The organism is Actinacidiphila sp. bgisy144, from assembly GCF_057708105.1.
The window spans coordinates 28,876-55,651 of record NZ_JBYIRM010000017.1 but is presented as its reverse complement, the minus strand read 5'-3'; the positions used below and the strand labels follow the sequence as shown (position 1 = coordinate 55,651).

At 74.0% G+C, this 26,776-nt stretch carries 23 protein-coding genes; 8 read left to right on the top strand and 15 right to left on the bottom strand.

Going from position 1 to position 26,776, the window contains the following annotated elements:
* Positions 1-50: 50 nt before the first annotated feature.
* A complete protein-coding gene (locus AC3EVP_RS20380; protein WP_435131592.1) occupies positions 51-1,094 on the bottom strand; it encodes a polyprenyl synthetase family protein in 1,044 nt (347 codons plus the stop codon).
* 404 nt (positions 1,095-1,498) lie between these two features.
* Between AC3EVP_RS20380 and AC3EVP_RS20375 the strand changes: the two genes are divergently transcribed.
* From AC3EVP_RS20375 to AC3EVP_RS20365, 3 genes are all read left to right on the top strand, one after another.
* Complete coding sequence (locus AC3EVP_RS20375; protein ID WP_435131591.1) at positions 1,499-4,975, top strand: DNA polymerase III subunit alpha; 3,477 nt, start codon at positions 1,499-1,501, stop codon at positions 4,973-4,975.
* 31 nt (positions 4,976-5,006) lie between these two features.
* Entirely contained in the window at positions 5,007-6,119 is a 1,113-nt protein-coding gene (locus tag AC3EVP_RS20370; RefSeq protein WP_435131590.1) for a DNA polymerase Y family protein, read from the top strand.
* Between the two features lie 111 nt (positions 6,120-6,230).
* On the top strand, positions 6,231-6,695 hold the full coding sequence (locus tag AC3EVP_RS20365) for a PPOX class F420-dependent oxidoreductase (protein WP_335982252.1): 465 nt from the start codon (positions 6,231-6,233) through the stop codon (positions 6,693-6,695).
* Here AC3EVP_RS20365 and AC3EVP_RS20360 read toward each other — a convergent pair.
* Together AC3EVP_RS20360 and AC3EVP_RS20355 are read right to left on the bottom strand one after the other, a co-directional pair.
* Positions 6,692-7,696 carry a helix-turn-helix transcriptional regulator gene (locus AC3EVP_RS20360; RefSeq protein WP_435131589.1) on the bottom strand — a complete coding sequence of 335 codons (1,005 nt, stop codon included), beginning with the start codon at positions 7,694-7,696 and terminating at the stop codon, positions 6,692-6,694. The genes AC3EVP_RS20365 and AC3EVP_RS20360 overlap by 4 nt on opposite strands.
* Before the next feature lie 154 nt (positions 7,697-7,850).
* A complete protein-coding gene (locus AC3EVP_RS20355) occupies positions 7,851-9,116 on the bottom strand; it encodes a DUF5685 family protein (protein WP_435131587.1) in 1,266 nt (421 codons plus the stop codon).
* Between the two features lie 386 nt (positions 9,117-9,502).
* On the opposite strand from AC3EVP_RS20355, the gene AC3EVP_RS20350 reads away from it, so the two are divergent.
* Entirely contained in the window at positions 9,503-9,946 is a 444-nt protein-coding gene (locus tag AC3EVP_RS20350; protein WP_335982246.1) for a cell division protein SepF, read from the top strand.
* 42 nt (positions 9,947-9,988) lie between these two features.
* Here the strand turns inward: AC3EVP_RS20350 and AC3EVP_RS20345 are convergent, their stop codons facing one another.
* Both AC3EVP_RS20345 and AC3EVP_RS20340 read right to left on the bottom strand, forming a co-directional pair.
* Complete coding sequence (locus AC3EVP_RS20345) at positions 9,989-11,179, bottom strand: acyl-CoA dehydrogenase family protein (protein WP_435131585.1); 1,191 nt, start codon at positions 11,177-11,179, stop codon at positions 9,989-9,991.
* Positions 11,180-11,244: 65 nt separating this feature from the next.
* The gene (locus AC3EVP_RS20340; RefSeq protein ID WP_435131584.1) at positions 11,245-12,930 is read right to left on the bottom strand and encodes an MFS transporter; all 1,686 of its coding nucleotides are present in this window, start codon (positions 12,928-12,930) and stop codon (positions 11,245-11,247) included.
* A 396-nt stretch (positions 12,931-13,326) separates the two neighbouring features.
* Between AC3EVP_RS20340 and AC3EVP_RS20335 the strand changes: the two genes are divergently transcribed.
* Positions 13,327-14,349 (top strand): phosphatase PAP2 family protein, encoded by a 1,023-nt coding sequence (locus tag AC3EVP_RS20335; protein ID WP_435131582.1) that lies wholly within the window; start codon positions 13,327-13,329, stop codon positions 14,347-14,349.
* Here the strand turns inward: AC3EVP_RS20335 and AC3EVP_RS20330 are convergent.
* Entirely contained in the window at positions 14,306-14,524 is a 219-nt protein-coding gene (locus AC3EVP_RS20330) for an I78 family peptidase inhibitor (RefSeq protein ID WP_335982238.1), read from the bottom strand. The two genes, AC3EVP_RS20335 and AC3EVP_RS20330, sit on opposite strands and share 44 nt — an antisense overlap.
* A gap of 254 nt (positions 14,525-14,778) precedes the next feature.
* On the bottom strand, positions 14,779-15,651 hold the full coding sequence (locus tag AC3EVP_RS20325; protein WP_435131581.1) for a LysM peptidoglycan-binding domain-containing protein: 873 nt from the start codon (positions 15,649-15,651) through the stop codon (positions 14,779-14,781).
* Positions 15,652-15,907: 256 nt separating this feature from the next.
* On the opposite strand from AC3EVP_RS20325, the gene AC3EVP_RS20320 reads away from it, so the two are divergent.
* Both AC3EVP_RS20320 and AC3EVP_RS20315 read left to right on the top strand, forming a co-directional pair.
* Positions 15,908-16,849 carry a hypothetical protein gene (locus tag AC3EVP_RS20320; RefSeq protein WP_435131579.1) on the top strand — a complete coding sequence of 314 codons (942 nt, stop codon included), beginning with the start codon at positions 15,908-15,910 and terminating at the stop codon, positions 16,847-16,849.
* A gap of 218 nt (positions 16,850-17,067) precedes the next feature.
* Positions 17,068-17,421 (top strand): hypothetical protein, encoded by a 354-nt coding sequence (locus AC3EVP_RS20315; RefSeq protein WP_335982234.1) that lies wholly within the window; start codon positions 17,068-17,070, stop codon positions 17,419-17,421.
* A 75-nt stretch (positions 17,422-17,496) separates the two neighbouring features.
* On the opposite strand, the gene der is transcribed toward AC3EVP_RS20315, so the two are convergent.
* From der to AC3EVP_RS20295, 4 genes are all read right to left on the bottom strand, one after another.
* Positions 17,497-18,954 carry a ribosome biogenesis GTPase Der gene (der, locus tag AC3EVP_RS20310; protein WP_335982232.1) on the bottom strand — a complete coding sequence of 486 codons (1,458 nt, stop codon included), beginning with the start codon at positions 18,952-18,954 and terminating at the stop codon, positions 17,497-17,499.
* Positions 18,955-19,053: 99 nt separating this feature from the next.
* Positions 19,054-19,641 (bottom strand): lysophospholipid acyltransferase family protein, encoded by a 588-nt coding sequence (locus AC3EVP_RS20305; RefSeq protein ID WP_435131748.1) that lies wholly within the window; start codon positions 19,639-19,641, stop codon positions 19,054-19,056.
* Positions 19,642-19,772: 131 nt separating this feature from the next.
* Complete coding sequence (cmk, locus tag AC3EVP_RS20300) at positions 19,773-20,450, bottom strand: (d)CMP kinase (RefSeq protein WP_435131577.1); 678 nt, start codon at positions 20,448-20,450, stop codon at positions 19,773-19,775.
* A 150-nt stretch (positions 20,451-20,600) separates the two neighbouring features.
* Complete coding sequence (locus AC3EVP_RS20295; RefSeq protein ID WP_335982229.1) at positions 20,601-21,686, bottom strand: prephenate dehydrogenase; 1,086 nt, start codon at positions 21,684-21,686, stop codon at positions 20,601-20,603.
* Between the two features lie 323 nt (positions 21,687-22,009).
* Between AC3EVP_RS20295 and AC3EVP_RS20290 the strand changes: the two genes are divergently transcribed.
* The gene (locus AC3EVP_RS20290) at positions 22,010-22,753 is read left to right on the top strand and encodes a nucleotidyltransferase domain-containing protein (protein ID WP_435131576.1); all 744 of its coding nucleotides are present in this window, start codon (positions 22,010-22,012) and stop codon (positions 22,751-22,753) included.
* Positions 22,754-22,803: 50 nt separating this feature from the next.
* Here the strand turns inward: AC3EVP_RS20290 and AC3EVP_RS20285 are convergent, their stop codons facing one another.
* The 4 genes from AC3EVP_RS20285 to AC3EVP_RS20270 form a co-directional block, all read right to left on the bottom strand.
* A complete protein-coding gene (locus AC3EVP_RS20285; protein WP_435131746.1) occupies positions 22,804-23,595 on the bottom strand; it encodes a nucleotidyltransferase domain-containing protein in 792 nt (263 codons plus the stop codon).
* Positions 23,596-23,801: 206 nt separating this feature from the next.
* Entirely contained in the window at positions 23,802-24,902 is a 1,101-nt protein-coding gene (locus AC3EVP_RS20280; protein ID WP_335982225.1) for a pseudouridine synthase, read from the bottom strand.
* A complete protein-coding gene (scpB, locus tag AC3EVP_RS20275; protein ID WP_335982223.1) occupies positions 24,902-25,630 on the bottom strand; it encodes an SMC-Scp complex subunit ScpB in 729 nt (242 codons plus the stop codon). Before scpB ends, AC3EVP_RS20280 begins: the two co-directional genes overlap by 1 nt.
* Positions 25,627-26,739, bottom strand: a complete 1,113-nt coding sequence (locus tag AC3EVP_RS20270) for a segregation and condensation protein A (protein WP_435131575.1) — start codon at positions 26,737-26,739, stop codon at positions 25,627-25,629. Before AC3EVP_RS20270 ends, scpB begins: the two co-directional genes overlap by 4 nt.
* Between the last annotated feature and the right edge of the window lie 37 nt (positions 26,740-26,776).

Genomic DNA, 26,776 nt, shown 5'->3' with positions numbered 1-26,776 from the left:
CCACCACTGACACGACCGCCGGCCGAGCGGATCGGACGAACGAGGCGGGCTCAGGCACGGCGGGCGGCCAGGCGTCCGGCCATGGCGGCGAGGTGGTCGCGGTGCTGTCCGGGCGGCAGGTCCTCCAGCGCGGCCAGCGCGGCCGCGAGGTGATCGGCGGCGGTGGCCCGGGCGGCGTGCAGCGCCCCGGCCGCTTCCAGGAGTCCGGCCAAGGCGTGCTGGGCGTCCTCCGCCGGCTGCTGCCACAGGTCCTGCAACAGCAGGCGCTGCTGGGGCGTCGCGTTGCCGAAGGCGATCAGCACCGGCAGGGTCGGGCGCCGGTTGCGCAGGTCGCTGAGGGCGGGCTTGCCGGCCGCCCGGTCGTCCTCGGCGTACGGCAGCAGGTCGTCCTGCATCTGGAAGGCGATCCCGAGGTGGTCGGCGAACCGGGCCAGGGCACGGACGTGCGGCGGCTCCGCTTCGGTCAGCACGGCGGCCGCACGGGTCGCGGCGTCGAGCAGGGCGCCCGTCTTGAGCCGGACCATCCGGAGGTACTGCGCCATGGCGCAGTCCATCCGCCCGGCGAGGTCGGCTTCCATCATCTGGCCGCGGCTGACCTCGACGGCGGCCGTGCTGATCACATCCAGTACCCGGAGTGCCTGTTCGGCACCGTAGCCGCTGGTCGCGAGCGCCCGCGCCTGCCCGAGCGCGGCGCACATCATGGCGTCCCCGCCCACCAGGGCGTCGGCCTGGCCGAAGCGCGCGGCCACGCTCGGGCGGCCGCGCCGCAGCGCGTCCTGGTCGATGATGTCGTCGTGCACGAGCGTGGCGGCGTGCAGCATCTCCAGTGCCGCGGCGGCCGGCAGTGCCGCGCCCGGGTCGCCGCCCAGGGCCGCGACGGTCTCCAGCAGGAGCAGCGGGCGCAGCAGTTTCCCGCCCGGCAGCAGGGCGTAGCGCATCAGCACGCCCAGCCGGTCGTCCGAGGCGCACACGGACTCCAGGTGCCCGAGCAGGAGCGCGGCCAGCTCCACCGCGCAGCCGTCCACCATGGCGGTGTCGGTGGGCGGGGAGAGCACCGTCAGGGGCTCGGGGCCGAGTTCGACGCCTCCGCGCACACTCCACCAGCTCTCAGGCAGGACCGATGACCAGAGCCGCGCGCCCGCCTCTTCGGTCCGGCGAACCGGACGGAAGCCGCGAGCGGCAGATACCCCCACACTATTCCGGCCGCTCGGAGCACCTTCCGGCACCCCATGGCTGGTGCGGGGGCGAAGGCCGGCGCCCTCTCGTGATGAACGTCATTGCGGCCGGCGGCGCCGCGGTCCGAACCGCCAAGTCCGTTGCCAGGCCGCGAAGATGCGGCGCAGGCGTTCGATTTCGCCATCGTCCTCCACCCCCGGACCGCCGACCAACGGGCGCGTTCGAGTCGCTGACCTGGGGCGACCGCGCTAAGGTAATCGAACGAACGTGCGAGAACGTTCCGGACGGATGGCCGAAAAGGGGTGGAGGGTGGAGGTGCGGCATGGCGGGCTTCGCCCATCTGCATGTCGCGTCCGGCTACTCCGAGCGGTACGGCGCGGCCCACCCCGAACAGCTCGCCCTGCGGGCGGCCGAGCGAGGGGTGCGGACGCTGGCACTGACCGACCGGGACACCGTCACGGGGGCCGTGCGGTTCGCGCGGGCGTGCGCGGAAACAGGGGTGCGGCCGGTCTTCGGGATCGACCTCGCCGTGGCCGCGCTCGCGCCACCGCCCCCGGCCCAGCGGCTCAGGGCCCCGGCGCGCGGTGGCGCCCACGTGGTCGAGCCGCCGTTGCGCTTCGTCCTGCTCGCCCAGGACGCCCAGGGCTGGGCCCGGCTGTGCCGCATCACCAGTGCCGCCCACGTCGGCACTGCGAGCCGGACGGCGCCCGTCGAGGTGCCGTGGGACGCGCTGCGCGAGCACGGCGGCGCCGGTCTGACCGTGCTGCTCGGGCCGCTCTCGGAGCCGGTGCGGGCGCTGGCGGCCGGCCGGGAGGACGTCGCGGTGAGGCTGCTGCGGCCCTGGTGGGAGATCTTCGGCGACGGGCTGCGACTGGAGGCGGTCGTCCACGGCAAGCCCGGGACGGGGCCGGGCTCGCTGCGGCTGGCCGCCCGCACTCTCGCGCTCGCCGACCGCACCCGTACCACCGCGGTGCTGACCAACGCCGTCCGCTACGCCGACGCGGAGCAGCACCGGCTCGCCGACGTCCTCGACGCCGCGCGGCTGCTGCGGCCGATCGACCGGCGGCGGCTGGACAGCGGGCAGCGCTGGCTCAAGGGGGAGGGGGAGATGTCCCGGGTGGCGCGGGAGATCGCCGAGTGCGCCGGCATGGGACCGCGCCGGGCGGACCGGCTGCTCGCCGACACCGCCGCCACGGCAGCGGCCTGCCGCCTGGACCCGGAGGCGGATCTGGGAATCGGGTCCCGGCACTTCCCCGAACCGGAGGTCGTCGGGGCTCGGAAGCCAGGTCCTGGTGCCGCTGCCCGGCTGCTGCGGGAACGCTGCGAGGCGGGGCTGGCGCGCCGCGGCCTGGAGCGGGACCGTGCGGCGCTGGAACGTATGGGAAGCGAGCTGGAGATCATCGGGAAGCTCGGCTACGACTCGTACTTCCTCGCCGTCGGGCAGGTGGTCGCCGACATCCGCGAGCTGGGCATCAGGGTCGCCGCCCGCGGTTCCGGCGCGGGCTCGATGGTCTGCCACGCCCTCGGTATCGCCACCGCCAACCCGCTCGACCACCACCTGCTGTTCGAACGCTTCCTCAGCGAACGGCGCAGGGGATTGCCCGACATCGACATCGACGTGGAGTCGATGCGCAGGCTGGAGTGCTACGACGCGATCTTCCGCCGGTTCGGCCACGAGCGGGTCGCGGTCACCGCGATGCCCGAGACCTACCGGGCGCGCAGAGCGCTGCGCGACACGGGGCTGGCGCTCGGCATCCCCCCCGCGGAGGTGGACCGCGTCGCCAAGAGCTTCCCGCACCTGCGGGCCGGCGACATCACCAGCGCGCTCGCCGAACTGCCCGAACTTCGCGCACTCGCCTCCGAGGCCGGGCGGTACGGGCCCCTGTGGGAACTCGCCGAAGGGCTGGACTCCCTCGTCCACGGCATGGCCATGCACCCGTGCGGAGTGATCATCAGCGACGCGACCCTGCTGGACCGCCTTCCTGTCCAGCCGACCCCGCAGGGCGACTACCCCATGGCCATGGCGGCCAAGGAAGAGGTCGAAATCCTGGGCAACATCAAACTGGATGTCCTGGCGGTACGGATGCAGTCCTCGATGGCGCACGCGGTCGCGGAGATCGAACGTGCCACGGGGCAGCGGATCGACCTCGACGACGGGAAGCAGGTCCCGCTCGACGACGTCTTCGCGTTCCAGCTGATCCAGCAGAGCCAGACCATCGGCATGTTCCAGTTGGAGTCGCCCGGCCAGCAGGACCTGCTCTCCCGCCTTCAGCCGCGGGACGTGCAGGACGTCATCGCCGACATCAGCCTCTTCCGCCCCGGGCCGGTGGCCGGCGGAATGCCCGAGCGGTACATCGCCGCCCGGCACGGCGGCTCTCCGCGCTTCGCCCACCCCGCTCTGGAACCGGTGCTCGCCGACACCTACGGGGTGACCATCTGGCACGAGCAGATCATCGAGACGCTGGACGTGATGACCGGATGCGGCAAGGACCGGGCGGAGGTGGGCCGGCGCCTGCTCGGCAGCCCCGGGAAGCTGCCGGAGATCAGGGACTGGTTCCACCGTGCGGCCGCCGCCCGCGGCTTCTCCCCCGAGGTCCGCGACGAGGTGTGGGCCACGGTCGAGGCGTTCGGCGCCTACGGCTTCTGCCGGGCGCATGCGGTGGCGTTCGCGGTGCCGGCCCTCCAGTCGGCCTGGCTGAAGGCGCACTACCCGGCGTTCCTGCTGGCCGGGCTGCTGGAGCACGACCCGGGCATGTGGCCCAAGCGGGTCATCGTCGCCGACGCCCGGCGCCGCGGGGTGCCCGTGCTGCCGGTCGACGTCAACCGCTCCCGCCCGGAACACGTCGTCGAGCGTGCCGAGGACGAGCGGTGGGGGGTGCGGCTCGCCCTGTCCGGGGTGCGCGGGATCAGCGAGGAAGAGTGCGCGCGGATCTCCGCGGGGCAGCCGTACGATTCCCTGTCCGACTTCTGGCAGCGGGCCAGGCCCAGCCGTCCGGTGGCCGAACAGCTCGCCGTCATCGGTGCGTTGGACGCGCTGCACGACGGGCGGTCGACCCGGCGGGATCTGCTGTTGCAGATCGCCGAACTGCACAGGCAGTCCCGCAACCGCAACGTGACCGAGGGGCAGGTCCCCCTCACCACGGAGGCGGTCGGCGCCGCCGAGCCCGGCGGCCTGCCCGAGATGACCAAGCGCGAAGTGCTCGGCGAGGAACTGCACACGCTCGGCATCGACGTCTCCCGGCATCTGATGGAGTACCACCACCGGCTGCTGCGGGAGATCGGCGCGACCGACGCCGCCCATCTGGGCGGCCTGCCCGCAGGCCGGCAGGTCCTCGTGGCCGGCATACGGTCCGCGACCCAGACCCCGCCGATCGCCTCGGGCAAGCGGATCATCTTCGTCACCCTGGAGGATGGCTCCGGCCTGGTCGACCTCGCCTTCTTCGAGGACTCCCACGAGGCATGCGCGCACACCGTCTTCCACTCCGGGCTGCTGCTGGTCCGCGGCACCGTCCAGGTCCGCGGCACGCGCCGGACGATCGTCGGCACCATGGCCTGGGACCTTGAGCAGCTCGCCGCCACCCGGCGTGACGAGGGACCGGAGGCCGCCCTTGCGCTCCTGGGAGCGGACGGTCCCCACCCGACACCGGCGCAGCCGCAGCCGCAGCCGCAGCCGCAGCGAACTCTGGCGAACGGCACCACCGGCGCCCGCCTCCACCCCTACGCCGACCTCCAGCCCGCCGGCTCCCGCACCGCCGACCTGCGCAGGCTCGGCCACCGCAGCCCGGGGAGCGCGGGATGAGGGCGCGCCGCACCGTCGGGGTGACTGCCGCGTGAGCGGGACCGGTGACGTGGCCGGAGGGCGGCACGCCGGCGGCAGGCAGGTGCTGCACGTGCGGTTGCTGATTCCGGACCGCCGACGCGAGGCCCTGTTCGCCGCGGTCCTGGAGGCGTTGACGAACATCACACCGGTCGTGCAGGCGCTCCCGCCCGACGCCGCGGACCTGGACGTGACCGGTGCGCTGAGGTTCTGGGACCGGGATCTGCGCGGGATCGCGTACTTGGTGCAGGTGCGCCTGGTGGCTTTGTTCGGGCTGGACCGCGCCTGCATCGGGGCCGGGACGAACCGTCAGATCGCCGCCATGGCCGCGTCCGTCACGCCGCCCGGCCGCGTCACCGTCGTCGGCTCCTCCCGCGAGGCGGTGGCCGCGTTCCTTCGTCCGCTGCCGGTGGCGGCGCTGCCGGGCGTCGGGCCGGCCACCGCGGAAACACTGCGCCGGTACGGGCTGCACACGGTCGGCTCGCTCGCCGACCTGCCGCTGGTGACGCTGCAACGAATCCTGGGCGGCACGGCCGGCAGAGCGGTTCGCGAGCGGGCCCTGGGGATCGACCCCCGGCCGGTCACGCCGGCGGAACTGCCGCGGTCGCTCACCAGAGCGGTGGAGTTTCCCGCTGATGTACTCGATCCCGAGCGGCACCGCACCGCGCTGCTGTCGCTGGCGGACGCACTGGGCGGGCAGCTGCGGCGGGAGGAGCAGGTCGCCGGCGCGATGGTGCTGACGGTGGGGTACGCGGACGGGTCGGCGTCGGTGCGCAAGCGGGTACTGCCCGAGTCCACCGCGCACTCGGCCGCGCTGGCCCGGGCGGCGTACGCGCTGTACGAGCAGTTGGGACTGCAGCGGGCCCGGGTCCGGCGCGTTCATCTGCGGCTGGACGCGCTGCGCCCCGCCAGGGAGGCCGTGCGGCAGCTCAGTTTCGATCCGCGGGACGACCGGGCCCGCGCGGTGGAGGCCGCCGCGGACAGCGCCCGGGCACGTTTCGGAAGCGACGCCGTGATGCCGGCGAGCCTGGCACCGTCCGCCGCCAGAAGGCCGCGCCGGCCCCGCCCGGCGCGTCTCGGGCCGGACCGGCCGCCGTGGGCGACGGGGCTTGTCCCGAAAGAGTGAATCCGTGCGATTCGGTGCTCGGGACGGAACAACCGCCCGGCCACGGCGCGTTCCCCCATGCACAGGCAGTAACCGACCGTATCCGTCAGCCCCGCTCACCGAGGAGCGATCATGCACCAGGCCCCCGCCACCAGCCCGCTGCTGGACCTGCTCAAGGACCAGCGGAACGGAGTGCTCGTCACACTCAAGAAAGACGGCAGGCCCCAGTTGTCCAACGTCACTTTCCTCTACGACGAGTCGACCCGCTACATCCGCGTCTCCGCCACCGACAGCCGGGCCAAGACCCGCAATCTGCGCCGCGACCCGCGGGCGAGCTTCTACGTCACGACCCCCGACCTGGGCGCCTATCTGGTCGCCGAGGGCGAGGCGGAGCTCACCCCGGTGGCCGCCGATCCGCACGACGCCACCGTGGACGAGTTGGTCGAGGTCTACCGGGCGATCGCCGGGGAACACCCGGACTGGGAGGAGTACCGCGCGGCCATGGTGGCCGACGGGAGGCTGGTCATACGCCTGCGGGCCGACCGCGCCTACGGCTGGGGCCGCACCCAGGGCGGCACGAGCGGCCCCCTGGACTAAGGCTGCCCGAGGTCGCCGGAGGCCACCTGGGCGCCGCCCTCCGCACCTCTGCGGTGGGCCGCCCGGGCCAGCCGGCCGGACACCGCCGCGAGCTGGGACACCAACTCGGGCGGCTCCTTCACCTCGAACTCCGCACCGGTCATGCCGATGAACATCGCCACGGCGTCCAAGGTCTCGAACCCGGTGGTCAGTTCGCAGGTGTCGGGCCCGAGGGCGGCGAGCCGGCCGAAGCCGGACCAGGCGAGGGCGGCAATGGTGTCCAAGGGCGCGTGCAGCACCACCCTGGCCTGGTAGCGGTAGGCCCGGGAGGTGACGCCCGCGGCGACGTAGGAGGCGGCGTCGTCGGGGAGTTCGCGCGGGGCGAAGCGGGGGCCGGTGGGCGGCTTGGGCTCGATCCGGTCCACCCGGAAGGTCCGCCAGTCGTCCCGGTCGGTGTCGAAGGCGAGGAGGTACCAGCGGCGGCCGTGGTGGACCAGCCGGTAGGGCTCGACGGTGCGGCGGCTGCCGGCGCCGCGGTGGTCGAGGTAGTCGAAGCGCAGCTGCTCCCGGTCCCGGCAGGCGGCGCCGATCACGGTCAGCACTTCCTGGCTGACCGTCATAGCAGCGGGCGCGGGCCGCACGGTGACCGCCTGCATCGCCTGCACCCGGTGCCGCAGCCGCGACGGGAGGACCTGCTCCAGCTTGGTCAGCGCCCGCGCCGAGGTCTCCTCGATGCCCTCGACGCCGCCGACCGCGCCGGTACGCAGGCACAGCGCCACCGCGACGGCCTCCTCGTCGTCGAGCAGCAGCGGCGGGAGGGCGGCACCCGCGCCCAGCCGGTAGCCGCCCGCCGTGCCGGGGGTGGCGTGGACGGGGTAGCCGAGCGCGCGCAGGCGTTCGACGTCCCGCCGGACCGTACGGGCGGTGACGTCCAGGCGCCCGGCGAGTTCGGGTCCGGTCCAGTCGCGGCGCGACTGGAGGAGGGAGAGCAGGCGCAGCAGGCGGGCTGAGGTTTCCAGCATGCTGTTCAGTCTGGCAGTGGTCCAGGACAGGAGTTGACCGCGAGGTGAGCGAGCGAGGAAGGAGCAGGGCAGGCGTGGCGAAGCGGTTCGAGAAGGCCGCTGCCGCCGCCGGGCGGTACCCGGCGGAACGGCCCGACCCCGGCGGCGCCCCGGTTCAGCAGTCGCACCCGCAGTCGCAGCAGTCGCAGTTCCCGCAGCACTCGCAGCAGTCGCCGCAGTTGCTGCAGTCGGTGCTGTCGCAGCAATCGCAGTCGTCGCACCAGGCGTCACGCGGTCGTCCGGTCCAGGCGTCCTTGTGGTCGGTGCAGCACACCTGGCAGGTGCAGAACATGCCGGCGTAGACCAGGCATCCGGCGATCAGGCCGCGGCGGCGGGGCGGCTCGGGCGGGGGCGGGAAACCGCCGGGGCCGCCCGGTCCGCCCGGCTGCTGACCGGGAGGGTAGGGCTGCTGGCCGGGCGCGCCGGGTGCGTAGGGACTGCCGGTGTACGGGTTGCCGGTGTAGGGGTTGCCCGGGTACGGGTCGCCGTTCCGGGCCGCGGGGTGGTGCGCGCAGCCGTCCGTGCCGAAGGCGCGGTCCACGGAGCGTCCGAGTTCGTGGACGAGCAGGGTGTGGGCCAGGCGGGCGGAGGCGGTGTGGGCGAAGTCGACATCGCGGAGGGCGAGTCGGATGCCGTGGCGGGCGTCGTCGCACAGCCGCCGGGCCTCGGCGAGGTCGGTGCCGGTGGCGGTGAGCGGGTTCCAGGCGCCGGTGCGGGTGTCCTCGGCCAGGTCCTCGACCGCGTCGAGCAGGTGGGCGAGGCGACCGAAGAGCCGTCCGGCCTCCTGGAGCGGGGCGGTGTTGCCCGGCCGCCCGGCGAGGACCGCGGTGTGGGCGAAGGCAGCGGCGGTCGCGGTCTCGGTGGGTTCGGTGACGGCCAGCACACAACTGCCGAGCCCTGCCGCCGCTTCGACCTCCGCCTGGCGTCCGACCGCGTCGAGCAGCAGCGTGGTGTCGAAGCCGAGGTCGCCGCCGGTGCGTGCGCCGGCCCGGTCCCAGCGGCGGGCGACCTTCTGGGCCGCGCGTGCGACGGGGCGGCGGGCGAACGGGCCGTCGCCGTCGTCGACATGGTCCCGCACCTTCGCCGAGGCCAGGACCAGGGAGACCGCCGCGGCCAGCCGGGCGCCCTCGCCCTTGGCGACGGTCGCGGTGCGCATGCCGCGCAGCGGACAGGGCCCGGCGGTGCGTCGCTGGGCGGGAGTGGGCGCGGACTGGGCCTCGACCAGTACAGAGATGATCAGACCGTCGTAATTGGTCGCGACACGGGCGAACTGCCCGTGCCCGTCGCGCAGGGCGAGGCACAGTCCGCACAGATGGGCCAGCCACGAGGCCGCCATGCCCTCCGACATCCGGTGCCGGCAAGGACGGATGATTCCGAACACGCTTCCCACTCCCCCATCGAACCCGCATTGCAGGACGCGCGGTCGGCGTCGGCGGCCGTTCGGCCCGGCCGGCCATACACCCGCCGCCGCCTGCGCTTTGACCTCCGGTCAGGTTTCAGAACCCGGCCGGCGGTCATGTTATCGGTGCGGGGCCCCGGTCCCGTACGGCCGTACGGCCTCCGAAATCACCCGATCGTGGAGGACGTTCCCATCAGATCGTCAGGCCCCCGATGCCTGCCCCTGCTTGACGGTGCGCCACTATCGTGTGTGCCAGTACCGTCACAAAGGGCCTGCGTGGCGCGTATCCCCTTGGCGCATCACCCTCATCATGGATGACGATAGGACTAAGCGGACGGTACAGACCGCGTGCGAGAGAGGAGGCGTCCATGGGTTCTGTTCGACGGGCGAGTGCCTGGCTTGGCCTCGTCGACGACAACGGCGGCGAGGGTTACTACGACGAGGAGTACGCCGACTACGGCGAGGGCCCGGAGCGCGCCGACACGTGGGTGACCGACCCGCGGGTTCGGATCGCGACCGAGTCGGCCGAGGAGGAGGGGCGGCGGATCGCCACGGTGACGCCCGACGGCTTCCGTGACGCGCGCGGCATCGGTGAGCTGTTCCGCGACGGCGTCCCGGTGATCGTCAACCTCACCGCGATGGAGCCCTCCGACGCCAAGCGCGTGGTGGACTTCGCCGCCGGGCTGACCTTCGGCCTGCGCGGCTCCATCGAGCGGGTGGCCACCCGGGTGTTCCTGCTCACCCCGGCCGACTACTCCGTGATGAACGCCGACTCCCGTCGCGGCGGCGACGGTTTCTTCAACCAGAGCTGAGTCCGGTTCCGGTGGCCGTCACCGCCTTCCGCGGGCAACGCCTCACCCGCGGAAGGCGTCGATGCCGGTGAGTGCCTTGCCGAGCACGAGTTGGTGCATCTCCACGGTGCCCTCGTAGGTCAGCACGGACTCCAGGTTGGTCGCGTGCCGCATCACCGGGTACTCCAGGGAGATGCCGTTGGCGCCCAGGATGGTGCGGGCGGTGCGGCAGATTTCGATCGCCTCGCGCACGTTGTTGAGCTTGCCGAAACTGACCTGCTCCGGGCGCAGCGTGCCCGCGTCCATCCGCTGCCCGAGGTGGTGCGCCAGCAGGATGCCCTTGTGCAGTTCGACCGCCATGTCGGCGAGCTTCGCCTGGGTGAGCTGGAAGGCGCCGATCGGCCGCCCGAACTGCTCCCGCTCGCCCGCGTAGTCCAGCGCCGCCTCGAAACTGGCCCGGGCCGCGCCCATCGCGCCCCACACGATGCCGTAGCGCGCGTGGTTCAGGCAGCTCAGCGGGCCGCGCAGGCCGGTGACCTCGGGCAGCACCGCGTCCGCGGGCAGCCGCACCCCGTCCAGCACCAGTTCGCTGGTGACCGACGCCCGCAGGCTCCACTTGTGGCGGATCTCCGGGGCCGAGAACCCGGGGGTGTCGGTGGGGACGACGAAGCCGCGCACCCCTTCCTCCGTCGTGGCCCAGACCACGGCCACCCCGGCGACCGACCCGTTGGTGATCCACATCTTGCGGCCGTCGAGCACCCAGTCCGCGCCGTCGCGGACCGCGCGGGTGCGCATACCGGCCGGGTCGGAGCCGTGGTCGGGCTCGGTCAGGCCGAAGCAGCCGATCACCTCGCCCGCGGCCATCGACGGCAGCCAGCGCTCCTTGTGCGCGTCGGAGCCGAAGCGGTGGATGGCGTACATCGCGAGCGAACCCTGCACCGACACCAGCGAGCGGATGCCGGAGTCGGCGGCCTCCAGCTCCAGGCAGGCCAGGCCGTACTGCACCGCGCTGGCACCCGCGCAGCCGTAGCCGGTCAGCTGCATGCCGAGGGCGCCGAGGGAGCCGAGTTCACGGGCCAGTTCGCGGATCTCGGGCAGCTCGCCGCGCTCGTACCAGCCGGCCGCGTGGGGCAGTACCCGGTCGGTGGCCCACCCGCGGACGGTGTCGCGCACCGCCTTGTCCTCGGCGGTGAGCAGGTCGTCGAGGCCCAGCGGGTCGCGCGGGTCGAAGGGCGCCTTCACGGCGTGGGACATCAGTGGACCTCCGGCCCGTAAAACTAGCGGTGGTCATCATCGCGGGTCGGCGCCGACGTTACGGCTCAGCCCCGGGCCCGTCCAGAGCGTACGGCGGTCGAGCGCGCCGCGACGCCGGGGGCCGCCGCCCCCGCCCCGTGCGCCGTGGCACCCTCCGCCCGGGCACCGGCGCTCTTTTCCTCCGCCCCCGCGCCCTCCGTCCGCACCGGCCACGGCAGCTCCACCGCGGCCCGTTCATCGGACCGGCCCGCACCGCCGCCCACCGCGCACTCCATCACCCGCGGCAGCCGCCGCGCCGCCCACGCGCCCGACAGCAGCAGCGCCACGCTCACCAGGAGCGTCACATGCAGGCCATGCACGAACGAGTGACGTGCGGCCGTCCGCAACGCCGTACCCCGGGCCCCGCCGACGCGTTCGGCGACGTCGTACGCGCCGCCCAGCGACTGGCCGGCCGCCGTGGTGTCGGTGGCGCTGATCCCGGAGGCGTGGGGGGCGTAGACCGCGTTCATCACACTGCCGAGCAGCGCGATCCCGAGCCCGGCACCGAGTTGGTACGCGGTCTCGCCGACCGCGGCCGCCCCGCCCGCCCGGCTGGCCGGCGCCTGGCTGAGCATCGACTCGTACGCCCCGAACAGGGTGGCCTCCAGGCCGAAGCCGAGCGCGACGAAGGCGACGGTGAGCAGCAGCGGGCGGTCCTGCTGCCCCATCGCGGTCAGCGACAGCACGGCCAGCGCCGTGAGCAGGAAGCCGCCGCCGACCATCCGGCGCGGCCCGAAGCGGGCCAGCGCCCTGGAACCGGCCAGCCCGGCCGCCATCGCGGCGAAGGTGAGCGGCAGCAGGCGCAGCCCGGTGTCCAGTGGGCTGAGGCCGAGCACGAGTTGGAGGTACTGCACCGCGATGAGCTCGAGCCCGACCAGCGCCAGCATGGCCAGCACGATGCAGCCCACCGAGGTGGAGAACGCCGCCTGGGCGAACATCCGCACATCGATCAGCGGGTGCGCCAGGCGCCGCTGCCGCCGCACGAAGTACACCAGCAGCGCCAGCCCGAGCAGCAGCGGCACCCAGACCGAGGGCTCCAGCGGGGCCGCGCCCGCCCCGAACCGCTTGACGCCGAAGACCGCGCCCAGCACGCCGAGCGCGGCGGTGGCGGCGCCGGCCACGTCCCAGGGGCCCTCGGCGCAGCCCCGCGAGGGGGGCAGCAGCAGTCGGCCGACCGGCAGCATCACGGCCATCAGCGGGATGTTGACCAGGAAGACCGAGCCCCACCAGAAGTGCTCCACGAGGAAGCCGCCGAGCACCGGGCCGACCGCCGCGCCGATGGCGGCGACCGCGCTCCACACCCCGATCGCCGTGGCGCGCTCGCGCCGGTCGGGGAAGACCTGCCGCAGGATGGACAGCGTGGCGGGCATGATCATCGCACCGCCGGCGCCGAGCAGGCCGCGGGCGGCGATCAGGACGTCGGGGGTGGGGGCGAACGCGGCCAGCCCGGAGGCCGCGCCGAAGAGCGTGTAGCCGATCAGCAGCACCCGCCGGTGGCCGATCCGGTCCCCGAGGGTGCCGAAGAGGATCAGCAGCGAGGCGGCGATCAGCGGGTAGACGTCGACGATCCACAGCAGGTCCTGGGCGCCGGGCCGTAGGTCCTCGGTGAGTGCGGGCACCGCCACGTGCAGCACGGTGGCGTCCAGTGCGACGATCAGCAGACTCGCGCACAGCACCACGAGGATGGTCCAGCGGCTGACCTGCCGCGTCATAGGCGTACCTCCACGGCCGACTCCGTGCTTCCAGGGCGGTGAGCGGCCAGCGTACGTGACCGGGCTGTGGCCGTCCTGTGCCGTCCACGGCGCCCGCCCCCCGACCGGGCGGCCAGCACGCGGGAAACCCCGAATAAATTCGAGGGAAATAAGCATCGAATAAGAACACGGCCGTGTGAGTATCGACACCCGAACATAAACTCCACGGCCTCCTCGCATTCACCTCAATCACCGTCCCCCAAAGGGGTGGTGAGACGCACTCCACATCACATCGTCATTACAGATCCGTCCGTACGGCGGTTGCACGCCATCACACGCTGTAACGTCGTTTCAGTGCGTACCGATAACGGGCCCGACCGCGCGGCCGAGCGACCGGCGAGCCGCGGCCTGCCGCGGATGAGCCGAACGCGCGTGTGGCTGTTCGGCCTCACCGTCGCCTCCTACGTAGCGATCGTCGTCGGCGTGCTCACCACCTCGAAGCTGGTGACGCTCGACTGGCAGGTCATGCTCTGGCGCCCCTACAAGCAGTGGCCGCAGATCCACGCGTTCCTGGACTACTTCGTCGTCCTCGGCCAGCGCGGCCCCACCGCCGTGATGGTGCTCGCCTGGCTGGGCTGGCGAGCCTGGCGCCACCGCACCCTGCACCCCCTGCTGGTGCTCGGCACCTCCCTGCTGCTGCTCAACATCACCGTGGGGGCCGTGAAATACGGCCTCGGCCGGCTCGGTCCGCATTACGCGACGACCGTCGGCTCCGCGGAGATGTTCGCCGGCGGCGATATATTTCCTTCCGGGCATACCGCCAACGCGGTGGTGACCTGGGGCGTACTGGCCTATCTCGCCACGACTCCGCGGGCCCGCCGCTGGGGTTCGATCGCCAGCGCGCTGCTGGCGCTCGGAGTCGGCGCGACCACCGTCTACCTCGGCACCCACTGGGTGAGCGATGTGCTGCTCGGCTGGGCGGCGGGGCTGCTGATCCTGCTGGCGCTGCCGTGGTTCGAGCCGTTCATGTCCAAGGCCGAGTACTGGCTCACCGGTGCCTGGCGCCGCTTCCGCGCCCGCCGCGCCGCCCCGGGCGCGGGGACGCCGGCCGCTCCCGTCCCCGCCGGCCAGCAAAGCGGCGAGGGCGAACCGGACCGCGAGACGGTGGGCACGGCCGCGCAGGTGGCAGCGCCCTCCGGCGCACCGGCGCCGGGCACAGTCGTCACCACGCCCGCACCGGTCGCCGCACCCGCGGCCTCCGCGGCGGGCTCGGCCTCAGCGGGCGGGCACTCCCCCGGCCGACCGGCCACGGTGCGCGGCGAGCGCACCCCGCCCGGCTCGGGCGGCGCCCGCCGCCGCCCGGTGGACCGGCAGATCGTGCGCCCCGTGCCGCCGCTCAGCCAAGCCAGCAGCGTTGCACGCGGCCCTCGGCCACGATGAAGTTCAGCCGCCCGAGGACGAACTCCATCGTCACCACCGTCCCGGGCGGCAGGCTGCGGACCGTAGTCCAGCCGTGGGCGCGCGCCCGGGCCTCCGCCTCGGCGGCGGGCAGCCCGAGATAGGCGTCGAGGTTGTCGTCCGGATTGCGGTCCTGGGGGTTCGGCTGCGGTCCCATGAGGGCAACGGTATTCGCTGCAATAGCCGTACGCGGTACGGCGTACGCGAACGGAACACACACCTCCCGCACAGCCCCCACACAAAAAACCATCATTTCCAGTGGTTTACCGGGCGGTCGCAAGTTAAGACGCGACACCGGACGATCGGCTCCCGCCCGCACCTGTGGGGCCGGTGGGGAATCCCACCGGCCCCACAGGGGGCGCAGGGTCAGGGCGGCCGGGGTAGCCGGAGCAGCCGGGGTGGCCGGCCGGTTCAGTTGACGGTCAGGACGGTGCCCGGCTCCAGCTCGTTCGGGTCGTCGCCGACCAGGCTCTTGTTGAGCTGGTACAGCCGCTGCCAGCCGCCGTCCACGCCGTAGGAGGCGGCGATCCCCGACAGGGTCTCGCCGGGCTGCACCGTGTGCACGAGGTGGTTGAAGCCGCTCATCCCGGCGCGCTTGGCACACACCGGCCAGGCGTTCCAGCCCTGTACCCGCAGCACCGCCTCGGCGATGTCGATCTGGTGCTGGGGCGAGGCGAGGTCGGCGCGGCGCGCGTACTTCAGCCCGCCGAACAGCTCCCAGGTGGGCTGCCAGAACTGGAGGCCGCCGTAGTAGCCGTTGCCGGTGTTGATCTGCCAGTTGCCACTGCTCTCGCACAGGGCGATGTCGTCCCAGACCGAGCGCTGCCGGGTGAAGCTCTCCGCACGGGGCGCGGCGGGCACAGCGGCAGTGGTGGCGGTTGCGGTGGTCGCGGTGGCCGCGGTGGCCGCGGCAGGGGCGACGTCGCCGAGCTGCGCCGTACCGGCCTGCGGGTCGACGGTGCGGGCCGTGTCCAGGGAGGCGGGCTGCTGGGGGGCGGGAGCCGCGGCGGCGGGCTGCGTCACCATCGGCAGCAGTGCGCAGGCGCCGAGCACGGCGGCCGCGGCGACGGCGCGCGGGCCGCGGATGCCGGCCAGGGTGATGCGGCGGATGCCGCCGAGGTGGCGCGAGCGGCGGGCGGCGGCCCATGCCTCGCCCCAGGGCGACGGGGAGGGCGACGCCTGCTCGGCGGCCCACGGGAGCGCCGCCTGCGGTGGCGCCGACGGGGATGCCGGCTGGGAGGCCGGCCGGGGTGACTGAACCGGCTGAGCTGGCGGGGCTGACATATCAGATGAGTCCGACAAGTTCGACAGTTCGATCATCGGGCCACGCTAGGCACGCCCCCGCCCCGGAACGCCGCCGCCACGGCACGCACGCCCTACACCTCACCCGGACGGCGCACGCACCCGGCGCAACCCGTATCCCGTAAACCGTGACTCCGCGCGCGGGCCGTCCGTTGTCACAGTGCGCCGGGACCCGCCCGGCGACCGGACCCCCGGCCCGCATTCGTGACCGCAGCACCGCACTTCCAAGGAGACTCCCGTGGCGCCCATGCTCGACGTGAGCGATGAGGTACGAGCCGAGATCGGCGACGAGGAGACCGACCGGCTCCTCACCGGCGAGAGCTTGCCGGGCACGTACGACTGCACGTCCTGCCGCACGCCCGGTGACAGCGGGCAGGAGCGGACCAGCACCGTGCTGTTCGTGGGCGACGAGACCGCCGTGCTGGCGTTCGCGCACGCCGCGTGCATCCCCTCGCAGGTCGTGCCGGTGTCCGAGGCCCAGTTGCAGGGCGCGGTGGCGAGCATCTCCGGCGGTGTGCCCGCGGGGCCGGGCAGCCCCGCCGGCGGTGTCCCGCCGCACAGCGCGCCGTACGGGGGACCCGAGGGCGGCGGCATGGCAGGAGGCGGCGCGGCAGGGGGCGGCACGGTGGGCGGCCAGGGCGCGGACCGGTCGGCCGCGTCCGCGGTACCGTCGGGGCCGGCCGTGCCCGACCTCGACCTCGCCCCCCGGCAGGCGGTGCTGGGCATCACCTGCGGTCTGATCATCGTGGAGGAGCAACTGCGCCCGGCGCTGGTCGTGGAGCCGACCGGACCGGTCGCCCGGGTCGGTTCCACCGGCGGTGGCGACGACTTCCTGCCGCTCCTCATCGAGCAAGGCTTCGTCCCCCAGCTCGACCTGGAGGCGCCGCCGTCGCCGCTGCCGGGCTGGTCGGTGCTGCTGGCCATGGGCAAGCTGCACGCCGTGCTCCAGCCGGGCGTGGGCGGCGGCCCGGCCGCGGCCTGGTGGCAGGCGCACCAGCCGCTCCAGGTCAGCGACGGCTGGCGGGCCGCGGTGCAGCGCGGCAACGAGGTGTACGTGTACGCCGGCCCGGCCGGTTCGATCGGCCGCCAGCCGCGCGAGGACCTGATGCGGGACGCGCTGGCCCGGGCCTGCGCGCGCGGCCAGCTCGTCGCGGCGACCATGCCGCTGTCGGGAACGTGATCAGCACATCGTCATAGCGATCACCCGGTCGGAGGGCGCGCGCGGTACGCCACGCGCGCCCTTCGCACGTCATACCGCCGCCATCGCCGCGTTGACCTGGTCAAATATCGGCAATTCAACCGCCCGGCCCGCATCCCGCCCGGCGCCGGGTCGTTGGCAGTTACGTGTACAGCTTCGACGCATCCTCCCGAGCCCCTTACCAGCGCTACATCCCGCCCATGCGCACCGCGCAGGACGGGAGCGGGTCCGGTGCGTCGAACACGCCGATCTACGACGCGCTGTACTCGGAGTACCAGCGGCTGTTCCGTACCCTCCCCGGGGACCGCAGCGGTGAGGAGTCCCTTCAGTTCAAGGGGTTCGCGGCCTGGCAGGCGGAGTACCCGCCGCTGGCGCCGGGCGGCCGGCACCGCAGCGCTCCCGGGGGCGCCGGGAGCGGCGGGGCGCACGGCTCGGGCAGCGGCACGAACGGCGGTGCGAACGGGCGCGGCGGCCGGACCGGGCGGCGCGGCGGGACGAACGGGGACGGCCCGGCGGCGCTCCCCCCTGGCCGCGGCGACGACCGGAACCGGTAACGGCCGGACAGATAGCGGCCGGGCCCGGTGGTAGCGGCCCTACCGGGTCGAGCCACTACCGGCGCCGGCGCCCCGCTACTTCTTCCGGCCGCGCTTCTCCCGCACCCGCACCGACACCTGGATCGGCGTGCCCTCGAAGCCGAACTCCTCGCGCAGCCGGCGCTCGATGAACCGGCGGTAGCCCGCCTCCAGGAAGCCCGACGCGAACAGCACGAAGCGCGGCGGCTTGGTGCCCGCCTGGGTGCCGAACAGGATGCGCGGCTGCTTCCCGCCGCGGATCGGGTGCGGGTGGGCGGAGACCAGCTCGCCGAGGAAGCCGTTGAGCCGCCCGGTCGGCACCCGGGTCTCCCACCCGGCGAGCGCGGTCTCGATCGCCGGGACCAGCTTCTCCATGTGCCGCCCGGTCCGGGCCGAGACGTTGACGCGCGGCGCCCACTGCACCTGGACGAGGTCGCGCTCGATCTCGCGCTCGAGGTAGTAGCGGCGCTCCTCGTCGAGCATGTCCCACTTGTTGTAGGCGATGACGACGGCGCGGCCGGCCTCGACCGCCATCGAGATGATCCGGGTGTCCTGCTCGCTGAGCGTGTCGCTCGCGTCGATCAGGACCACCGCGACCTCGGCCTTCTCCACCGCGGCCGCGGTGCGCAGGGAGGCGTAGTAGTCGGCGCCCTCGGTGAGGTGCACCCGCCGCCGGATACCGGCGGTGTCGACGAACTTCCAGGTCACGCCGCCCAGCTCGATCAGCTCGTCGACCGGGTCGCGGGTGGTGCCGGCGATTTCGTTGACCACCACCCGGTCGCTGCCGGCCACCTTGTTCAGCAGCGAGGACTTGCCGACGTTGGGGCGGCCGATCAGCGCGATGCGGCGCGGCCCGCCCAGGGCCTCGCCGAAGGTCATCGCGGGCGCCTCGGGCAGCGCCTCCATGACGGCGTCGAGCAGGTCGCCGGTGCCGCGGCCGTGCAGCGACGAGATCGGGTACGGCTCGCCGAGCCCGAGGTTCCACAGCGCGTACGCGTCGGCCTCGCCGGAGGGGCCGTCGACCTTGTTGGCGGCGAGCACCACCGGCTTGCCGGCCCGGCGCAGCAGCTTCACCACGGCCTCGTCGGTGTCGGTGGCGCCCACCTTGGCGTCGACGACGAAGACCACCGCGTCGGCGGCGTCGATCGCGAACTCCGCCTGCGCGGCCACCGACGCGTCGATGCCGAGCACGTCCTGCTCCCAGCCGCCGGTGTCGACCAGCTTGAAGCGGCGCCCGTTCCAGTTCGCCTCATAGGTGACCCGGTCGCGGGTGACGCCGGGGCGGTCCTCCACGACGGCCTCGCGGCGGCCGATGATCCGGTTCACCAGTGTCGACTTGCCGACGTTCGGCCGGCCGACCACGGCGAGCACGGGCAGCGGCCCGTGCCCGGCGTCGGCGAGGTCGTCGGCGACCTCCTCCGGGTCGAAGCCCTCCTCCGCGGCGAGCTGCATGAACTCGGCGTATTCGGCGTCGCCGAGCGCGTCGGCGGTGCCGTGTTCGTGTCCCTGGTCCATGAGGTCTCTCCGTCGATCAGCAAGAAGTACGTGGGCGCGATCCGCCCGGTCCCGGCCGGCGGTGCGCGGTCGGCCGGGGCCGGCCGCCGTCCGCCCGGGTCAGGCCCGGCCGGTGAGCCGCCTGGCCTCGGCGAGGTGCGCGGTCAGGTGCGCCTGGCTGCGTGTGGTGGCGTCGTCGAGCGCGGTACGGGTCCGCCGCCCGCTGCCGTCGCCCGCCTGGAAGGGCTCGCCGTAGACGACGTCGATCCGGGCTCCCAGCGGCGGCAGGCCGCCGACCAGCCGGCCGCGTCGGGCGCTGCCGAGCACGGCCACGGGCACGACCGGGGCGCCGGAGCGCACCGCGAAGTACGCCAGTCCGGCCCGCAGTTGCGCGAAGTCGCCCTCGCCGCGGGTGCCCTCGGGGAAGATGCCCAGCACCCCGCCCCGCTCCAGCACGCCCAGCGCGGCGGTGATCGCCCCGCGGTCGGCGCCGGAGCGGTCGACCTCGACCTGTCCGATGGCCCGCAGGAACGGGTCGAGCGGCCCGACGAACGCCTCCTTCTTCACCAGGAAGTGCAGCGGCCGCGGGCAGGTACCGATGAGCATCGGCCCGTCGACGTTGTGGCTGTGGTTGCCCGCGAGGATGACCGGGCCGTGCGCCGGCAGCCGCCAGTCGCCGAGCACCCGGGGGCGCCACAGGCCGTTCATCAGCCCGATGCCGATGCCGCGGGCCACCGCGGCGCCTCGCGCGCTGGGCAGCGGCGACGGCTCCGACGGCTGCCGTGGGGGCGAAGGGTGCGGCGGCGGCACGGGCCGTACCGGCCGCGCCGGCTGCGTACTCACCGCGCCGCTCGCTTCTCCCCGACCAGCGCGACGACCTGCTCGACGACCTGTTCGAGGGTCAGCTCGCTGGTGTCGACCTCTATGGCGTCGTCGGCCTTGGCCAGCGGGGAGGTCTTGCGGCCGGAGTCGGCGGCGTCGCGCCGGACCAGGGCGGCCTGGGTGTCGGCGACGGACTGGGCGCCCTTCAGCTCGCCGCTGCGGCGGGCGGCGCGCACCTCGGCGGAGGCGGTCAGGTAGATCTTGGCGGTGGCGTCGGGCAGCACCGTGGTGCCGATGTCGCGGCCCTCGACCACGATCCCGGCGGGCGCGGCGGCGGCCGCGGCGCGCTGGATCTCGACCATCCGGGTCCGCACCTCGGGCACGGCGCTGACGGCGCTGACCGCGGCGGTGACCTCCTGGCTGCGGATCGGGCCGGACGCGTCCACGCCGTCCACGGTGATCGCCGGGGCGGCCGGGTCGGTGCCGGACACGATCGCCGGCTTGCCCGCCTGGTCGGCGACGGCCGACGCGTCGTCCACGTCCACGCCGTTGGTCAGCATCCACCAGGTGATCGCGCGGTACTGCGCACCCGTGTCCAGGTAGCTGAGGCCGAGCCGGGACGCGACCGCCCGGGACGTGCTGGACTTGCCCGTGCCGGAGGGGCCGTCGATCGCGACGATCACCGGATTTGACACAGCGGGTGGCCTTCCTCGTGCACGGATGCGGGTACGGGCGGGCCGGCGGCGCGCCGGATGCCATCCCCCAAGGTTACCGGCCCCCCGGGCGGCCCCGTGCCACCCGTGCCCCGGCGGCCCGGGGCGGGGGCGCCGGGGCGGCGCGCGCTCCTACTGCCGCAGCGCCCAGCCGCGCTCGCGCAGCGCCGCCGCCAGCACGGGCGCGCTGCGCGGCTCGACGGTGAGGTGGACCAGGCCCGCCTGCTGGCCGGTGGAGTGCTCGATCCGCACGTCCTCGATGTTGACGCCCGCGGCGCCGGCGTCCGCGAAGAGCCGGGCCAGTTCGCCGGGCTGGTCGCCGATGAGCACGGAGACGATCTCGTACGGCTTGGGGGCGGCGCCGTGCTTGCCGGGGACCTTGGCGCGGCCGGCGTTGCCGCGGCGCAGGATGTCCTCGATGCCGCTCGCGCCGTCGCGCCGCTTGTCGCCGTCGGCGGACTGGAGGGCGCGCAGCGCGGTGACGGTCCCGGCGAGGTCGGTCGCGAGTTTGTCGAGGACGTCAGCGACCGGGCCGGGGTTGGCGGCGAGGATGTCCATCCACATGCCCGGCTCGGACCCGGCGATCCTGGTGACGTCGAGGATGCCCTGCCCGCACAGGCGTACGGCGGTGTCCTCGGCGTGCTCCAGGCGGGCGGCGACCATGCTGGAGACCAGTTGCGGGGTGTGCGAGACCAGCGCCACCGCGCGGTCGTGCGCGTCGGCGTCCATCACGACGGGGACCGCGCGGCACAGGGCGACCAGTTCCAGGGCGAGGTTGAGCACCTCGGTGTCGGTGCCGGCGGTGGGGGTGAGCACCCAGGGGCGGCCCTCGAAGAGGTCGGCGCTGGCGGCCAGCGGGCCGGAGCGCTCCCGCCCGGCCATCGGGTGGGTGCCGATGTAGCGGGTGAGGTCGCAGCCCAGCGCGTCCAGCTCGCGGCGCGGGCCGCCCTTGACGCTGGCGACGTCCAGGTAGCCGCGGCCCAGGCCGTCACCGATCGCGTCCGCGAGGGTCGCGGCCACGTGCGCGGGCGGCACCGCGACGACCACCAGGTCCACCGGCCGCGGCGGCTGCCCGGCGCTCCCGGCGCCGAGCGCCTCGGCGGTGCGGGCGGCGGATTCGTCGTAGTCCGTCAGATAGACGTCGACCCCGCGGCCGCTGAGTGCGAGCGCGGCCGATGTGCCCATCAGGCCGGTTCCGATGACGAGGGCGGTCCTCACGAAAGGGTGTCCTTGCGGGTACGAGGGGCGGGTACGAAGGGAGTACGGGGGCCGGGTACGGGGGGCTGCGGCCCGTACGGGACCGCGGGCCGGCAGGTGGCGGTCCGCGGTCCAGCGTAGCCAGCCGCGCGGGGGCGGCGCGGCGCCGACCGCGGGCCGAGACGGGGCCGGGACGGGGCCGGGACGGACGGGACCGGACCGCGAGGCGCCCGGCACCCCGCGGCGGCCCCGCGCGCACCATCCGCCCCGCAGCGCCACCGCCGACCCGCGGGGAACACGGAAAGCCGCCCGCGCGAGCCGACCGGATGGCCATAATCGCCCTCATGCACGCATCGCTCGGGGACGACGTGGGACACCGACTGGTCACGGACCACACGGTCTACGCGTGCGTGATGGGCTCGCGCGCCTTCGGGTTGGCCACGGACGGCAGCGACATCGACCGGCGCGGGGTGTTCCTGGCGCCGACCCCGCTGTACTGGCGGCTGGACAAGCCGCCCACCCATGTCACCGGACCGCTGGACGAGCAGTTCTCCTGGGAGCTGGAGCGGTTCTGCGTGCTCGCGCTGCGCGGCAACCCGAACATCCTGGAGTGCCTGCACTCCCCGCTTGTCGAGCACGCCGACGCGACCGGCCGCGAACTGCTCGCGCTGCGCGACGCGTTCCTCTCCCGCCGCGCCGAGGCGTCCTTCCGCGGCTACGCCGTGCAGCAGCTCGGCAAGCTGGAGGCCGACCTGCGCACCCAGGGCCGGCCGCGCTGGAAGCACGGCATGCACCTGCTGCGGCTGCTGCTGAGCTGCCGCGACCTGGTGCGGACCGGCCGGCTCGACATCGACGCGAGCGAGCACCGCGACCGGCTGCTGGCGGTCCGGCGCGGCGAGCTGGGCTGGGACGAGCTGCGGGCGTGGGTGCGCGCGCTCAACGAGGAGATCGACGCGGCCGCCGCCCGCACCCCGCTGCCGGACGAGCCGGACGTCGCGCGCGTCGAGGACTTCCTGATCCGTGTGCGCGCCGCGTCCGCCGCCTCGGCGCCTGCGCCGCTGCTCCCGGCCACGACGCGGGTCCCGTGACGGAACGCGGCCCGCGTGAGGTGACGCGGCCCGGGTGACGGGCCCCGGCCTCAGACGGCCGCCTCGCGGGTGCGGACGACCAGGTCGTGCAGCGCGTCCTCGGCGCTCGGGCGGTCCGGCAGCCGGGAGGCGTCCTGCGCGGCGGTCAGGGTCTCGTGCAGGGCCGCCACGTCGGCGGTGAGGCGTTCGGCGGGGAAGTCGGGGGTGGGCCCGTGCTCGGCCTCGGCCTTGGCGGCGATCAGGTCGGGCAGGTAGGCGGGCGCTTCCGGGACCTCCGCGGACAGAGTGGGCAGGTGGGCCAGCACCTGGCCGGTGCGCATGAGGTGGATGCCGGTGAGCAGGCCCCGGAAGGTGTACAGCAGCGGCTTGAGTTCGCCGTTCTTGGCGTGCAGCCGCCATTGGGTGGTGGCGAGGCCGCGGTAGTGGTGGGCGTGGCCGGCGGTGATCACGCCGGGGGCCAGCGCGGTGAGTCCGGCGTGGACGGCGGTCGTGTGGACGACCAGCGGTGAGAGCAGCTGCTCCAGTACGTAGCCGTTGCGGCGCAGCATCAGCCGGGCGAACTTCAGCAGGTCGTGGGTGACCAGGTCCAGGTCGAGGCCGTCGCGCTGCCACATCCGGGTCCGGGTCGCCTCGCCCTCGCGCAACCCGATCACCTCGCGCAGGCGCAGCAGGTGCACCCCGCGCAGGTCCACGTCGGAGTCGCGGGAGGGGAAGCCGTACAGGTGCGCGCCGGAGACGGTGGCGAAGAGCAGCTCGGGGCCGCTGCCGAGCAGTTCGGCGACGGCGGGCGCGAGGTCGGGCACCTGTGCGGCGGCGAGCGTCGCGAGGGAGGTGACGGGCACGCCGGCGGACGGGGCGGTGGCGGCCGTGGCACGGGGCGCGGCGGTGGCGGAGGACGCGGGAGGTACGGTCACGCGTCCATCCAAGCCGCGGGCGGGTACGGCTGTCGAGGCGGTTCCGACAGGCGCGCGGGCCGGACGCGGCGGCCACCGGTAAGTGGCCGCCGCCGGGATGCCGGCCCTTACCGGGAGGCCGCCGCCCCCGCCTGCTACAGGTCGACCTCGCGCATGAGCATGCCGACCTCGGTGTTGGTCAGGCGGCGCAGCCACCCGGACTTCTGGTCGCCGAGCGGGATCGGCCCGAAGCTGGTGCGCACCAGCTTGTCGACGGGGAAGCCCGCCTCGGCCAGCATGCGGCGCACGATGTGCTTGCGGCCCTCGTGGAGGGTCACCTCGACCAGGTAGTTCTTGCCGGTGTTGTGCACGATCCGGAAGTGGTCGGCGCGCGCCCAGCCGTCCTCCAGCTCGATGCCGCTCTTGAGCTGCTTGCCCAGGTCACGGGGCAACGGGCCCTGGATCGCGGCGAGGTAGGTCTTCTGCACGCCGTAGCGCGGGTGGGTCAGCCGGTGGGCCAACTCGCCGTGGTTGGTGAGCAGGATCAGGCCCTCGGTCTCGGTGTCGAGCCGGCCGACGTGGAAGAGCCGGGTGTCGCGGTTGGTGACGTAGTCGCCCAGGCACTGCCGCCCGTCGGGGTCCTCCATCGTGGAGACGACACCGGCCGGCTTGTTGAGCGCGAAGAACAGGTACGACTGGGTGGCGACGGTCAGCCCGTCGACCTTCACCTCGTCGTGGTCGGGGTCGACGCGCATGCCCTGCTCGGTGACGATCTCGCCGTTCACCTCGACCCGGCGCTGCTCGATCAGCTCCTCGCACGCGCGGCGCGAGCCCATGCCGGCCCTGGCCAGCACCTTCTGGAGCCGCTCGCCCTCCTGCTCGGCGCCGGGGAACGTCTTGGGCGTCCGGATCTGCGGCTTGCTGTGCCGCTCGCGGTTGCGCTCCTCGATCTGGGCGTCGAGCTCGCGCGGGCGGGCGGGTACCGGCTTGCGGCCGCGGTTGCCGGTCGGCCGGGCCCCGGGCTTCGCGCCGCCCGCGTCCTTGGTGCGCGGCATTCCGCCGGGCTTGTTCGCGCCGGACTGCCCGGTGGCGCCTACGTCGTAGCGGCGCTCCTCCGGACGCGGCTTGCGGGGGCGCTCGGGCTTGTCGGCGCGCCGGCCGCCCGAAGAACCGCCGGAAGAGCCGCCGGCGGGCCCGCCGCCACTGCCGCCGCGGGGTTTCCGGTTGCCGCCGCTGTTCCTGTCGCTGCTTCGCATCAAGGTTCCGTAATCGAGGTGTTCGAGGTGTTCGACATGTTCGAGGTCGTCGGTGGATCGTCCGGGGCGTCCGGGTCGAAGGACGGGAGCCCTTCCGCGGACTCCGCCTCGACCGCTTCCGCCTCCGGCAGGAACGGGGCGAGCTCGGGCAGCTCGTCGAGGCTGCGCAGGCCCATGCGTTCCAGGAAGTAGTTCGTCGTCGTGTACAGGATCGCACCTGTCTCGGGTTCCGTCCCACCTTCGGCCACCAGCCCGCGCTGGAGCAGGGTGCGCATGACCCCGTCGCAGTTGACCCCGCGCACCGCCGAGACCCGGGACCGGCTGACCGGCTGCCGGTAGGCGACCACGGCCAGCGTCTCCAGCGCGGCCTGGGTCAGCCGGGCGTGCTGGCCGTCCAGTACGAAGCTCTCCACCGCCGCGGAGAAGCCCGGGCGGGTGTAGAACCGCCAGCCGCCCGCGACCAGCCGCAGGTCGAAGCCCCGGCCCTCGCGGGTGTAGTCGTCGGACAGCTCGCGCAGCGCCTTGCCCACCGCCCGCCGCGGCCGGCCCAGCACCTTCGCCAGGTGCTCCTCGGTCGCGGGCTCGTCCACCACCATGAGCACCGCCTCCAGCGCCGGCTTCAGCTCCAGCTCGGCGGTCTCGGCGGCGAGCAGCCCCGCGGGGGCGGCCGCACCGTCGGCGGCGGGGGTGCCCGCGGCGCCCCGCGTGAGGTCGGTCACGTCGGTCATCCCTGCTCTCCCTTCCCGGCCGCGCCGGGGTCGGCGGCGGCGCCGGCGGTACGCCCGCCGGTGCCGCGGGAGTCCGCCGCCGCGGCCTCCTGGTCGAACTCGTCGGTCACCAGCGGCGCCGCGTCCCGCGCCGCACCCGTCCAGCGCACCTGGAGCGCGCCCAGCGCCTCTTCCTGGTCCAGGGCGACCGCCTTCTCCCGGTACAGCTCCAGCAGCGCCAGGAAGCGCGCCACGACCGTGAGGGTGTCGGCCGCGTCGGCGGTCAGCTCGCCGAAGCTGGCCGCGCCGCGCTCCCGCAGCAGCGCGATCACATGCTCGGCCTGCTCCCGCACGCTGACCAGCGGTGCGTGGATGTGGTCCACGTACACCTGCGGCTTCGGCTTGGGCTGCATCGCCTTCACCGCCAGCTGCGCGAACCGCTCCGGGCCGATGCTCAGCACCACCTCCGGCAGCAACTCCGCGTGCTGCGGCTCCAGTCCGACGGTGCGCGGGTGGCGCAGCGCCTCCTGCTCCAGCCGCTCCGCGAAGATCGCGGCGATCTGCTTGAACGCGCGGTACTGGAGCAGCCGGGCGAAGAGCAGGTCCCGCGCCTCCAGCAGCGCGAGGTCGGCCTCGTCCTCCACCTCGGCGGCGGGCAGCAGCCGGGCCGCCTTCAGGTCCAGCAGCGTGGCCGCGACGACCAGGAACTCCGTGGTCTGGTCGAGGTCCCAGTCCGCGCCCATCGCGCGCAGGTGCGCCATGAACTCGTTGGTGACCTTCGACAGGGCGATCTCGGTGACGTCGAGGCGGTGCTTCGCGATCAGCTGCAACAGCAGGTCGAACGGCCCCTCGAAGTTCGCCAGCCGCACCGTGAACCGGTCCCCGCCCCCCTCGGGTTCGCTCCCCTCGGGCCCGTCGGCGGCCACCTCCGCGGGTACGTCCTCCGCCACCTCCGCGGGTGCGTCCTCCGCTGCCTCCGCAGCCTCCGCAGCCACCTCCACGGTCACGTCCGCGGCCGCGCCCTCTGCTTCGTCCGCCGCCTGTTCCGGCGCAGGGGCCGGTTCCGCCGCTGCTGCTGCGGCTGCGCCGCGTCCGAGGCTGCGGCGGGGGGTGGCGGGTGAGGTAGGCATCGCCAGCAGGCTACTCGCCGTGGCCGGGGCGGTCCCG